This is a genomic window from Alteromonas sp. HB246098, assembly GCF_054890645.1.
This window is the reverse complement of sequence record NZ_JBTZUG010000001.1, coordinates 473,818-486,394: the sequence shown is the minus strand read 5'-3', so window position 1 is coordinate 486,394 and position 12,577 is coordinate 473,818. Positions and strand designations below refer to the sequence as shown.

General features: G+C 39.2%; 11 protein-coding genes. 8 read left to right on the top strand and 3 right to left on the bottom strand.

Annotated elements, in window-relative coordinates:
* Positions 1-15 precede the first annotated feature (15 nt).
* From ACYTPF_RS02050 to ACYTPF_RS02040, 3 genes are all read right to left on the bottom strand, one after another.
* Positions 16-585 (bottom strand): hypothetical protein, encoded by a 570-nt coding sequence (locus ACYTPF_RS02050; protein WP_461851029.1) that lies wholly within the window; start codon positions 583-585, stop codon positions 16-18.
* Between the two features lie 132 nt (positions 586-717).
* Positions 718-2,655, bottom strand: coding sequence for a bifunctional diguanylate cyclase/phosphodiesterase (locus ACYTPF_RS02045; RefSeq protein WP_461851028.1), 1,938 nt, complete (start codon positions 2,653-2,655; stop codon positions 718-720).
* Entirely contained in the window at positions 2,655-3,383 is a 729-nt protein-coding gene (locus ACYTPF_RS02040) for a transglutaminase-like cysteine peptidase (protein WP_461851027.1), read from the bottom strand. Before ACYTPF_RS02040 ends, ACYTPF_RS02045 begins: the two co-directional genes overlap by 1 nt.
* A gap of 297 nt (positions 3,384-3,680) precedes the next feature.
* Between ACYTPF_RS02040 and ACYTPF_RS02035 the strand changes: the two genes are divergently transcribed.
* The 8 genes from ACYTPF_RS02035 (at position 3,681) to ACYTPF_RS02000 (ending at position 12,450) form a co-directional block, all read left to right on the top strand.
* On the top strand, positions 3,681-4,820 hold the full coding sequence (locus ACYTPF_RS02035; protein WP_461851026.1) for a glycosyltransferase: 1,140 nt from the start codon (positions 3,681-3,683) through the stop codon (positions 4,818-4,820).
* Positions 4,821-4,822: 2 nt separating this feature from the next.
* Positions 4,823-6,145, top strand: coding sequence for an O-antigen ligase family protein (locus ACYTPF_RS02030; protein ID WP_461851025.1), 1,323 nt, complete (start codon positions 4,823-4,825; stop codon positions 6,143-6,145).
* A 4-nt stretch (positions 6,146-6,149) separates the two neighbouring features.
* Positions 6,150-7,247, top strand: a complete 1,098-nt coding sequence (locus ACYTPF_RS02025) for a glycosyltransferase family 4 protein (RefSeq protein WP_461851024.1) — start codon at positions 6,150-6,152, stop codon at positions 7,245-7,247.
* A 44-nt stretch (positions 7,248-7,291) separates the two neighbouring features.
* A complete protein-coding gene (locus ACYTPF_RS02020) occupies positions 7,292-8,152 on the top strand; it encodes a glycosyltransferase family 2 protein (protein WP_461851023.1) in 861 nt (286 codons plus the stop codon).
* Between the two features lie 52 nt (positions 8,153-8,204).
* Positions 8,205-9,188: a hypothetical protein gene (locus tag ACYTPF_RS02015; protein ID WP_461851022.1), complete on the top strand. Its 984-nt coding sequence runs from the start codon at positions 8,205-8,207 to the stop codon at positions 9,186-9,188.
* A 19-nt stretch (positions 9,189-9,207) separates the two neighbouring features.
* The gene (locus ACYTPF_RS02010; protein ID WP_461851021.1) at positions 9,208-10,137 is read left to right on the top strand and encodes a glycosyltransferase family 2 protein; all 930 of its coding nucleotides are present in this window, start codon (positions 9,208-9,210) and stop codon (positions 10,135-10,137) included.
* Between the two features lie 46 nt (positions 10,138-10,183).
* A complete protein-coding gene (locus ACYTPF_RS02005) occupies positions 10,184-11,647 on the top strand; it encodes an oligosaccharide flippase family protein (RefSeq protein ID WP_461851020.1) in 1,464 nt (487 codons plus the stop codon).
* 140 nt (positions 11,648-11,787) lie between these two features.
* Entirely contained in the window at positions 11,788-12,450 is a 663-nt protein-coding gene (locus ACYTPF_RS02000; RefSeq protein ID WP_461851019.1) for a hypothetical protein, read from the top strand.
* Positions 12,451-12,577 lie beyond the last annotated feature (127 nt).

The window sequence follows — 12,577 nt, the reverse complement described above, 5'->3', positions numbered from 1 at the left end:
TAAATGTAATGGACTTTAGTTCGCTGAAATAGTGGTGTCGCCGCCGCCAGCGCCAGCAGCTCCCGTACCTACACCTAGCGGAGAGAACGTATTTCCAGCCGCGCCTGCAGCAGTTGCAGTTAGGGTACTAGGGTCTACACCCGCATTAATAACTGCTAATAGCGCGTCTTCTTCGCTAATAACCTGCATCTGAAGGGCAATGTTATAAATCTCGTTAGCATCTTCTGGGAACATCAAAATAGCAATAGTAACAACCTGCGAAGCCTGTTCTGGCAGTGCTGTAAAACCTGCTATGGCAAGTTCAAAGCCGGTGGCGTTATCATTCAAAAGGCCCACCAATGATTCGAAAGCATTCTGATTTTCGCCTAAATAAGCCATAGCTGATGCATCAAAAAATAGTGCTTCATCAAGCACGGTCTGGCTTACTTCACTAGCTGCTTGCTCAACCGCGGAACCTTCTTCAATCTCAGTAACCAAAAGGTTTCTAACTTGTAGGCCTGGTACGCTACCTTCTTGTGCAAAAGAAACTGTCGAAAAAGCGATTAAAGCGCTTAAGAGCACAGATAAAAAAACGTTGCTACGCATAACTTATCCTTAGATTAAAAACGTCGGGTTAGCTTCTTGCTAACGCCATATGGCCATATTGTACAACAAGTGAACGTACAAGATCTCGCTTTTGTTGTACATCTATTCACTTATGCTCATTTTACGCGTGTATTAATACTGCCACAGCGAAGGTTTCGCAAAATAGAAACCTTGCTGATATGAAACATCTAACTTTGATAAAGCGACACATTCCGCTTCATTCTCAACAAGTTCAGCAATAATATTAATACTTAACCCACGAGCGATACTCAATAAACTACTTACAAACAGCTGACTGTCTTTGTCTGAGTGAATATCTTTCGTAAGTTTGCCGGAAATTTTTACAAAATGAGGCTGAATAGCCCTCAATCCAACTAATGATGCAAGATTGTCACCAAAATGTTCAATAGTTATCTTGCAGCCTAAATTAACCAGCGACTTGCAAAATGATACCGCATCGTTTTTATGATGTATTAACGCAGAATCTTCTAATTCGAAGATCAAATAAGTGCATAGCGCTTCATTTTGGTTCAGCAAACCTAATAACCACTGTCTAAACGAAGCATTAGCTAGCGACGCGTTCGCAATGTTAATGGCAACATTACGTTTATCTTTTGCTAGCTTATTAAGCACTAGGCTTACCACCAACTTATCTACCTCAGGAATTAAGTTCAAACGCTCTGACGCCGGAATTAATTGAGCCATTGGTATAGGGTTGCCAGTATCTCTGTCTTTAAATCGCGCAAACGCTTCATAATAAGCGGGCGAGTTTTGTTCAACGTTCATCACAGGCTGAATAAGTATATCGGCGTACTGCTGGTGCAAAATTTGGTTTAACCGTTCTTTCCACGCCGTATTGCTGTGAATGTGAGAAAGCTCAGACGCAAATTGCCAGCCATTGGGTTGCTTTGTGGCTGCCATAAGCGCGCTATCAGCGTTTTCCATAATTTCAGAAAAAGATTGCTGGTCATTGAATTGCGCTGCACCTATCCATACTGCCTTACTGCCATCTTTAAGCGGGTTGTAGTGAGACAAGGTGGTATTAAGTACCTGAAGGTGCGCTTCACATTCTTGCTTTGTCATAGCCTCTGTAACTAACACAAAATCAGCGCCCGATATCCTAAACAAAAATGATGTTTCTTGAATACTAGATGAGAAGTTTTTAAGCTCTTCGGCCACACCAGTAACATACTTATCACCATCTTGTGCGCCTAATGTCATGTTAATAGCGTTTAGTTGTGCAAGACGTATTAAAATTACGTAGCCTTCATCCGAGGTGGCAGTTTTACTTAGTAGCGCGTTCATATGACGGGTGAAAGCGTTTCTATTTTGCACACCGGTAAGACTGTCTTCAAAAGCTTGAATTCTGAACTGCTCGGCCTTTTGGGTTAATTCTTTAAACATTACCTCAACAGACGAAGAAAGTCTGTTTACCGCCTGAGTTATAAAAGAAAGTTCTTTCGTGAAAGGTTTGTAGTTAATGTGGGAAAACTTTTGATTTTGAATATCTTCAATTTTGTTTACCACGATGCGAAGGGGTTTTGTAATGGCAGTGATGATAAACAGCAGGGCAATATAGGCGAACACGAAGGCTGCAAAAAACATAAACGCGCTTTGTTTAACGCTTTCCCACAAGGTTTCATTGGCAAGCCCTGGGTGACTTTGAACCGCAAGCTCACCCGCCATCGTCCAACCATTATTCAATTCAGTTTTCTCTACCGGTGGTGTAACTTCCACAATGTTAGTAAACCAGTCTGGCACTGAATCAATGGTATTAGGGTTGCGCCTTTCAATTAGTAAATTCCCTTCCATATCGGTAATGGTTATATATTGGTAAAACCCTCTATCGAAAATAGCATTGACCATGGTTTCGGCTACCGCTATACCGTTGTCTTCACTCAAGTATGGGGTAATAGATAGCCCCAGCGAAGTCGCGGTATCTTGCGCGTGGGTAGCAAGCTGCTCGTTTACATACTCTCTGGTTAACTTAACGTTAATTATGAAAGAACCAGCAAAAACCAGTATCAAAAAAACGAGTAAGCTTGTACTTAGTTGGGTAGATAGTCTCATTATTCTTCTTTATCTCCGTACATAACGCGGTCTAGCCGCTCTACCATATCGTCCCACATCTTCATCGGGCCGCTTCCCCTCAGCTTACGGCCCGTTCCCATAGCTTTTGCAGCCCACAAGCCATTACCATTAAAGCTATAAATGGGTGACAAATCTCTTCTTTTATTAGCAGGCAATATACGCCTATTTATATTATCCAAAACAAGTGGAATAGAGGTTGGGGTTTCATAATACGCCAAAACCATATGGGGTTGGCGTAATTCTAAGGCGGTTACATACATTAATCGCAACTGTTGTTCAGGAACGCCAAGTTCAATTAAAGAGAAGTATTTGGCAATAGTGTAGTCTTCACAGTCGCCAGCACCGGTAGAAATGAACTCAATTGGCGTTGCCCAATAGTCTTTTTGTTGCCAGTGAACAAGGTCGTCTACAAAATCAAAACGGTTAAAAAAGCGGTTTATCTGATAAAGCTTTTCATCTAAGTCTTCGCTCTGTAACTCAGTAACTAATTGTCGCCATTTAGCAACGTCTTCGCTAGCTTCAGTTCCATAAATTGAGCCTATACGGTCATAAACTTGCGGTGTGAAAACGGTTTTTTGTTGGGCGATTGGCGATGTAACCGCAAGTAAAGTAAGACCTACAACAACAGCCGAGCGAACAGCGGTTAGCATGCTGCGCACAGTTGAATGGGTAAGAAAAGGAAAGCAAAAACGTTTCTTTTGGTGCAAACCGTGGGTACTTTGTGCAATAGATTAAGGCAAGTGTAAAAAATCTTTCACTACCATGCGATAGCATAGCTTGCCTACCAATAAGACAATGATGGCAAACTTATTAAGAACTTGAAAGGCATTTTGGAAGCCATAAAGTTTTTTTGTTCGTTATTGATCTTTTTGGCACATTTTATGTTTAACCTATCTTCGAATAGAATTTTAAACATATAAGTACAGGGTGTGGGTTATGAACTTGCACACCTTCTGGTATCATTACCAAGCTTTGTAGTAAATTTACAACGAAAAGGAACTTTCATGGAGTACTCAGCGCGTCCAGCGGTGTTTATCATTAATTCACTTGAAGGCGGTGGCGCTGAACGAGTAATGGTTAAACTGTTAACCATAATGCAATCTTATTTCGTTGCTAAAAACATTCCTGTACATCTGATTCTGCTAGACGATTTGCCCGAATCTCAAGTTTGCCCCCAGTACGTTAATAAAATAGTGCTTAATTCCCAAGGCAGTTTAGTTTCAGGTTATCAAAAGCTTAAGCCTGTTTTAGCAGAACTAAACCCAGAATATTGCTTTAGCTTTTTAACGCGAAGTAACTTCTTGAACGTTACGTTAGCCAAGCGCTTAAAGTTTAAAGCTATAATAAGCGAGCGCGTTAATACAACAAGCCATCTTTCTGGCGGCCTAAAGGATAGTGTAAGCCGTTTGTTAGTTCGTTTGCTATACAATAAAGCCGACAGCGTAGTAGCTGTATCTGAAGGTGTAAGAGCTGACCTTATCGATAACTATTCAGTATCAAGAGATAAGGTATCGGTATTGTACAACCCCTACGATATCGACCAGCTTCAGGCCCAGGCTTCAGAAAGTGTGTCGGACCTACCAACTAAACCTTACATTATTGGAGTAGGGCGCTTAGTTAAGAATAAAAACTTCTCTCTGCTTATTGATGCTTACGCCAAAGCAAACATAGCAGAAAGCTTGGTGATTTTGGGCGTAGGCGATGAAGAAGCAAACCTTAAAGCGCAAGCTAAAGAACTAGGAATTTATAGCAAGGTTCAGTTTCTTGGCTTTAAAGCAAACCCATACCCTTATTTAAGTAATGCCGAATACTTTGTAAGTACGTCGAATGCTGAAGGGTTTCCTAACGCCATTGTTGAAGCTATGTGTTTAGAAAAAGCAGTAATAGCAACAAACTGTGAGTCGGGCCCTGCGGAAATTATTGCCGAACAATATCCTTACAGAGTAACTGGCGCTAGTGAGGAAAAAAACGGTATTCTGTGTGAGTTAAATAACGCTGAAGGTGTTGCAAGCGCGTTAAGCTCATTCAGTGATGAAACTGTTCGGGTATCTTACGCTGCTAAGAGCAAAAGCTGTGCAAAGCAATTTTCTTACAATGCCTTTCAAGAAAAAGTAATAGCCATTATTGAAAAGGTTTGTAAATAAACATGTTCGAAGGGTTAAAGGTAGTTGTTGGCCTAATAAGCTTCATTATGGTGTATCGCACCATAACGGGGAACTGCAATAAATATTTAGCGTTTGCTATTTGCGCTATATGGCTAAGATTCTTTTTGTCAGCGTTTCATAGTATTACTTACCCTTCTTTGGTAGCGGGTTTTTCGATTAATGCGCTTTCAAGTATATCGGTTGCAGGGCTTGGGCTTTTCTTTCTGCCGTTTGCAGTATTTACCTTACGTAAACTACTTCCTTTCTACTTTCTGTTTCTTGCCATTGCAATAAGTGGCTTTGTCAACATGTTGATTCCAGGCACTATAAACGTCTTAGTTAAATGGTGTTATTTCTTGGTGTTAACTGGGGCTATATTTTTATCTGTAAGGGCTCAAGGTCACAGTGTTACTTTCAAAAAGCTATTAGTGTGCTTTTTTATGCCTGTAGCAATGCAAGTGCTGTCTATAGTGCTTGGGGAAGTGAAAGCTACAGAGAATGACGGCTCGGCTAGCTATATTGGCGGGTACAACCACGAAGCAGCTTTCTCTATGATAATAGTTAGCTTCATCTTTGTACTTGGGTTAACAGAAAGACATGCTATTAGGTTTCGAACTACACTTTTTACGGTAGCAGTCTTTCTTCTTATACTCGTTAATTACAGAACCGCAGTGTTAACAATTTTACCCATCGCTGCAATATTCTATTACTCGTTAGTAGAACAGCGTTTAAAGCCATCTCAAAAAGCCCCTGTTTTAACAGTGGTTTCTATGTTTCTGATTTTTGTTTTCGTTGCACTTTCTTTTACGATGAGGGAAAGGTTTGCCGACGTTGGAACGTTAGCATCGAACTTAGACCTAATATTTAAAGCACCTGCTTATTTTACTGAAGCTGAGAAAGACATAATGTCTTCAAGAGTATATTTGTGGAGCCAATATATAGATGCGCTGACAAATTCAGACTTGCTTCAACAATTGCTTGGTTATGGACCAGAGGCGTGGAATGGTGTTTTTAAGCATTACGCACATAACACTTATGTTTCTTACTTTTATGAATACGGATACATAGGGCTGTTCTCGTTTCTTTTCCTATGCTCGTATTCTTTGATTATTACCGCTGGTGTAAAAGACAAACGCTTGTCAAAAATCTTACCACTATCTTTAATTGGCTTTTTAACAATGAATTTAGCAACAATGCCACTATGGAATATAGAAGGACTAATATTCTTCGCAATTTTGATAGGCGTTTCTTTAGGTAATACTGCCCCAGCAAAAGCGCGGTATAGTTTTAGAAACCAGTTAGCACTATTAACTACAACGGATTAGTTTTATGAAGATTTGCGCAATAGGTCTACGCGGTATTCCAGATGTTATGGGAGGGATAGAGTCTCATTGCCAACAGCTTTACCCTAAAATGGTAAGGCAAGGCGCAGATGTTACGGTTCTGGCGCGCTCGCCGTACGTAAGTCAGAAGCGATATGAATATGAAGGTGTAGAAGTTATTAGTGTTTGGGCGCTAAGGCACAAATTGCTAGAAACCTTCTTGCATACCTTTATTGCTATTATTTATGCCAGACTTTTTGTAAAACCAGATATTGTGCATTTGCATGCTATAGGACCGGCACTATTTACGCCATTAGCACGGTTACTTGGTATGAAGGTTATGGTTACTCACCATGGGGCAGACTACGACAGGCAAAAGTGGAGTCCATTCGCTAAAAAGGTACTAAAGTTTGGTGAAAAGATGGGGATCACCTACGGAAATAGAGTATTAGTAGTAGGGCGAAGCTTAAGTGAATTGCTTAAACATAGCTTTCCTAAACATTCAGATAAAATTAGCTTTGTTCCCAATGGTATGTTGCCTACACTTACAGGAAAGATAACGCCCGACTATCTACCAAAAGATTTAGGTATCAGCGCGGATAGTTATATTTTAACTGTTGGTAGGCTAGTTCCCGAAAAGGGTTTTCACGACCTTGTAGAAGCTTATAAACAATCTAACGTTTCACCAAAATTAGTAATTGTTGGTGATGCAGATCATGAAGATGACTATTCGAAAAGTTTAAAACGTTCTGCAAGTGCAAGCATTATATTTGCCGGAAGGCGCTCGGGAGACGAGTTGAAAGCATTGTATCAGCATGCTTCAGTTTTTGTTTTACCATCGTATCATGAAGGTCTTCCAATTGTAGCATTAGAGGCGATAAGTGCTGGTAGTAAAGTGTTACTGAGCGATATTTCACCCAATATTGATATAGAAGCACCTGCCGATAGCTATTTTCAAGTGGGGAACGTTGAAGAGCTTTCTGTAAAATTATCTACCTTATCGAGTCTAAACCTAAGTCTTGATAGAGAGGAATTTTTAAATAAGTATGACTGGGAAAGTATAGCCACAACAACCTTCGGTCATGCTAAAAATTTGGTATCATAGCTTGAGCTAATATGTTTATTCCATGATGTTAGAAGGGAATCTATTTGGACATTTCAGTTGTAATCACTACGTGTAATCGACCGGCTTTCTTAAAAGAAGCATTAATTGGTATATCAAAGCAAATATTGAAGCCAAAAGAAGTCATTATCGTCAATGACTGCTCTGATATTTCATACGAATGTGTTTTAGATGCTATTAACAAAGTAAATGCGAAACACATTCTCTTGAAAGAGAGAAGTGGCGCTAACAGAGCCAGAAATATCGGTATCGAAGAATGTTCTGGCGAAATTATAGCTTTTTTAGATGATGATGACATTTGGCTACCAGAATATTTGAATGAAATTTCGGCTCAATACCAAAGCGGAGCCGATGCGGTAGTTGCTGGATTTAAGCAACTGGGAAAAGAAAATGTTGTTGTTATTAACAGTGATGTAGAAGTAACGAAAACATCATTGTTACGTGGGAATACATATTGTGGAATGTCTGGGTTTAGTTGCCGCAAGGAAGTTTTAGAAAAGCTGCAATTCGACGAAACCCTACCCAACGGACAAGATTGGGATATGTTTGTGAGGTTATTCACGAAAGGAATGGATTTTAGGAACATTCCAGAGGCATTGTTTTTATATCGCTTTCAAAATGAAGATGGAATTGGAGCTAAAGTGCGTAAATTAGCCCCTGAAGATATTTACCCTAGGCTAGCTTCAGCATACAAGCACAAGGAATTTTTAGGCGATTACTGGTTTAAAAAGCGTGTTAGTGAGCAAATACTCTTTTCGTTAAAACATAAGGAAGATAAAAAGGGGTGGATTTCTCTATCAATAAAGCTTGTCGGTTTCAAAGCTACGGTAGACTTTTTCTTTAGAGCTTTGCGTAGAAAAGTAATGAAAAAACCTATGGCGATATAGTGTATTTAGTTGGAATAAAAGCGAAGGAAATAACTAAGTTGGGATTAGCGTAATGAAGCAGGAAAGTATGCAAAAAGCTTTTATGTATCCACCAAGAAGTCAAAATGAGTTTCTAGACTTAAATAAAAAAGCACTCCATAAGTTAGGTTACGATGTTCAGCCTACAGATTTAACTTTTATTAGATATTTATTATCCCGCCCTAAGAAAGCCATTGTGATTTTGAACTGGGTTGAAGATAGAGTATATGGCAGGTCATATAAAACTACTGTTCAGTATTTTTTTAAAATGGTTTTATTAGTCATCTTTTCAAAAATATGTGCGAAAAAAGTGATTTGGATAAAGCATAACTTTAGGCCCCATAATAGCAGAGGAAGCACTAAGCGCTTCGATTTTTTATGCAAGTTATATTCATTGCTAAACATTCCTCCAATATCACTAGAGAGTTACTTTTCTTCTCCGTCTCTTATTCATCCGTTGTATAAATCTAACAATGAACTTATTGAGGACGAAGAAGAAACAGAGCAGGAAAATACGATAGATGTGTTGTTTTTTGGTGGGATAAAGCCTTATAAAAATTTGGATAAAGTTCTTCTCGACTGGCCTTCGTCACTTTCCTTGAAAATAGCGGGGAAGTGCTCTGATTTATCTTACACTCGGAAGTTAGAAAAGATAATTAAAGAACGAGGCCTAAACGTTGATTGGGATAATCGCTTTCTTTCAAGTGATGAGTTGAATGAAATGTTGAAGGCATCAAAGTTTGTCCTATTACCTCATTCGGATAACACTATGATAAGTTCAGGGTCTTTTTATCATGCTATTGGTGAAGGGTGTAACGTTCTAGTGAATTCAAGTCAGTTTGGAAGAGTCAAAAGTGAGCAGCATTCATTTGTTCATCTAGTAGATATTGGGAAAATTTCAAAGGATTTGCTGCAAACTATTTTTGTATCTAAAAGAGAAGTTCGCAAAGAGGTGTTAGCTTGTTACGGTGAAAACCGAGTAGTCGAAGCTTGGAATACGGTTATAAATAATGCCTAGAGTATTGGACGAAAATAGAATGAATTCAGATAACAGTGCTTCCCTATATCCCCCACAAGTAAGCGTTTTAATTCCAGTTTATAACGATATTGATAGAGTGGGCCTTTGTATAGAAAAGCTAAGTGCCATGGCTTTTCCTAAAGATGAATATGAGGTGATTATTATTGATAATGGTTCATCTGACGGTACCTATGAATTTCTTCAAAAATTAGTTTCTGAATTAGATGATAAAGCGTTTCGCCTTATTCAATGCCTAACACCTGGATCTTATGCAGCCCGAAACGAAGGGTTAAAATTGGCTAGCGGCGAATTTGTGGCATTTACAGATTCCGATTGTCTAGTGTCTGAAAATTGGCTTCATAGCCTACTTGATTGTTGGAAAGCGCAAAGTGGAAGGACTGTGGTCGCAGGAAAAGTATCGTTTTTCTCAGATAGCGCAAAAAATACTGAACAATGTGCTCTAGACTTTGAAAACATGTTTTCTATGAAACAAGATCAGAACGCTAAAAACGGCAAGTGCATAACTGCAAATTTGTTTTGTACAAAGCAATTACTTGAAACACACGGCGGGTTTAACGAAAAGTTAAAATCTGGCGGGGACGTTGAGTTTAGTCAGCGAGTAGTAAGCTCCGGTGGCAAAATTGTATATTCAGAAAAAGCCGAAGTTTTTCACCCATCGCGCAATAAAGAAGAGTTGTTAATCAAACGAAAGCGTGTAGTAGGAGGGACTTGGGACGCAGAACTTTCAAAGGCTAGCATAGGACGTAAACTACGATTTTGTGTTGGTTTAGTTAAAATGTTTTTAGGGCGAACAAAGAAGACTTTTATGAATGCTAGTTTTCCTTTCAAACGTAAGGTAAGTCTTACTTGGCTACTTTTTTTAATCTTTCTCACCAGCATGAGCGAGTTCCTCCAGCTTCAATTAGGAAAAGAAGCAAATAGAACTTAATTAATAGTTTCGTAAACCCCCTTCCAGTTAAATTATTGAGAAATAAATGTCGCTTAAGAAAAAAGCTACAAAAGGTAGCATTTGGACGTCTTTAACAAGAACAGGGATCAACGTCGTTGATTTTCTTGTATATGCCTATCTGGCACGAGTTCTAACTTTAGAAGAATTCGGTTTGGCTGGTTTCTGTTTTCTGTTCATTGAATTCGCCAATACGCTTGTAAATGCGGGGGTTAATCAGAATCTAGTTCAAAGAGACAAGTGGGAAGACAGATACGCTGCCAGCACAATGACGTTCGTTGCTGGTATGGGAATGATAGTTGTATTAGGAATTCTGGGTATAGGTGCGCCTATTGCTTATTACTCTTATTCAGAATTAGCTGCTTGGGTTGTTGCCAGCCTCGCCCCAATTACCCTAGTCACAAGCTTACAGGTTGTGGTAAGTGGTAAACTACTTCGCGAATTTAAAAACAAACAAATGGGCGTAGCAAAGTTCTGTGCAACCCTAATCTCTGCTGTGACGATTATAGTATTGGCCGAAAATGGTTATGGGCTTTGGGCGCTAATTATCGGAAAATTGGTTAACGCAATAGTCCAATATTTTCTTCTGCTTTATGTAGCTAAATTCAAACCTTATTTTCACTTTAACAAAAGTGACAATAAGGAGTTAATCAGCTTTTGCCTGCCCCTTTTCGGAATGACAATAATGAACTTTCTTCATCGCAAGGCGAGTAATATGTTTACAGGTATTGTATTAGGCCCTGCAAGTTTTGCGCTTTTAGCGGCAGCCCATAAAGGAGAATTAGTTGTAAGCCAAGTTACGATGAGCTCTATTAATACAATGGTTGTTCCTAGCTTTTCTAGAGTTAAAGAACAAGACAAGCTGGGTAGCCTATACACAAAAATGGTCGCTGTAACAGCGATTATTGTATTACCTATATTTATGGGGTTAGCCGCAATTGCCGATCCATTCGTTACCGTGGCCTTCGGAGATAAATTTGCTCCCAGTGCCGAATATATGACGATTTCTATATTTGGTATGATTCCAGGAGTAGTTGCGTGGTTCTTACCAAATCTGCTGATTGCTAATGGTAAAACAAAAGATGCCTTTAATTTAACTCTACTTAACATAGTAAGTAGCGTAATCGTCGCTGGTGCGACTATATGGTTCGGCATCAAGATTATGCTTATAAGTATAGTGATTAGTGCGTTTATTCTATTGCCCATCCGTCTCTATATTGTGCGTAGGCATATTCCTATAGACGTAGTTGCTTTATCTAAAGAGGTATTTCCACCTGTAAGTGCATCACTGCTTATGTTCATAATTCTTATGGAAGTAAAGAGTTATTTAAACAATTTCTTCCCGAATGATCTCTTCGTGCTATTGGGTCTAGTTGCCGCGGGGGGAGTACTCTTTCCGATGATAATGCTTACGCTATTCAATCGTTACACAATGTCATACTCAAGTGAACTAAAATTTATGCTCTCTAAAGACCGGAAAAAGGTGTCGTAATATTTTACAGTTCAATAAACTGTCTTTTTAAGTTGTTGAAATTATAGGTTATTATATTTGGCATGGTTTTTGTATTGATTTGTTTAGTTAAGTTAGTCCCCTAATTCAAATTTTATAGTGCAAATATTTTTGAGGTCAAAATGAAAAATATGCTAGTAAAAGCCGGAGCAGCTTTATTAATGCTTTGTAGCAGCGTTGGTGCAAGCGCTTCGATAATCACTCTTAATGGCTCTGAAGAAGTTCAAGCTCTAGAATTGACAGAGACTTTTGAGTCTTTTTACAATTTTACAGATTGGAGTGCTAACACAGGTTTTGAACAAGCAAACGAACTTGTTGCTTTCTTCGCCTTAGACAATTCTGACGCTTTGGGCCTCTACATGATATTTGGTGGTCCAGGTGGTGATGCTGGTAGCATCGTTTTCGATATCAATGGTAACGATGGCGAGGTGATATTTGTTGACGATCCGGGTAACAGAGACCCAGTAGTTTCTACAGCAACGGGTACTAACGTAACTTTTTCGTATGCTGCTGACAAAACAGATGGCTTGGTTTATTCAAATTTTTCGAGTGACTTTTGGGGTTTAGATATTATCTTTGATTCGTTCTCTGGAATCGACGGCTTCACATTTTTAACTTTTGATGATAACGGACAAAGCAGTATCGCTCTTTCAGGAACTAGCTTAGACGATATTTCTATTTTGTCCGTGCCTGGGTCAAACGTGGTTAGTGCGAACGCACCTTCTACAGTGATGATCTTCGCATTAGCAATAATCGGTTTAGCTGGTATTCGTCGCAAAGCTTAATCTATTGTCATAAACAATACCAAAGCCAATCAGAAACGATTGGCTTTTTTTATGTTTGCAACATCATACAGGACTAAACCACCTAGATAAGTGTTACTAAATAGATACTTTTCACACAATTGGATAG

What these genes read in the sequence shown, in the direction of transcription:
- ACYTPF_RS02050 (WP_461851029.1), bottom strand. Translation starts at nt 585, where the DNA reads ATGCGTAGCAACGTTTTTTTATCTGTGCTCTTAAGCGCTTTAATCGCT.
- ACYTPF_RS02045 (WP_461851028.1), bottom strand. Translation starts at nt 2,655, where the DNA reads ATGAGACTATCTACCCAACTAAGTACAAGCTTACTCGTTTTTTTGATA.
- ACYTPF_RS02035 (WP_461851026.1), top strand. Translation starts at nt 3,681, where the DNA reads ATGGAGTACTCAGCGCGTCCAGCGGTGTTTATCATTAATTCACTTGAA.
- ACYTPF_RS02030 (WP_461851025.1), top strand. Translation starts at nt 4,823, where the DNA reads ATGTTCGAAGGGTTAAAGGTAGTTGTTGGCCTAATAAGCTTCATTATG.
- ACYTPF_RS02025 (WP_461851024.1), top strand. Translation starts at nt 6,150, where the DNA reads ATGAAGATTTGCGCAATAGGTCTACGCGGTATTCCAGATGTTATGGGA.
- ACYTPF_RS02015 (WP_461851022.1), top strand. Translation starts at nt 8,205, where the DNA reads ATGAAGCAGGAAAGTATGCAAAAAGCTTTTATGTATCCACCAAGAAGT.
- ACYTPF_RS02010 (WP_461851021.1), top strand. Translation starts at nt 9,208, where the DNA reads ATGAATTCAGATAACAGTGCTTCCCTATATCCCCCACAAGTAAGCGTT.
- ACYTPF_RS02005 (WP_461851020.1), top strand. Translation starts at nt 10,184, where the DNA reads ATGTCGCTTAAGAAAAAAGCTACAAAAGGTAGCATTTGGACGTCTTTA.
- ACYTPF_RS02000 (WP_461851019.1), top strand. Translation starts at nt 11,788, where the DNA reads ATGAAAAATATGCTAGTAAAAGCCGGAGCAGCTTTATTAATGCTTTGT.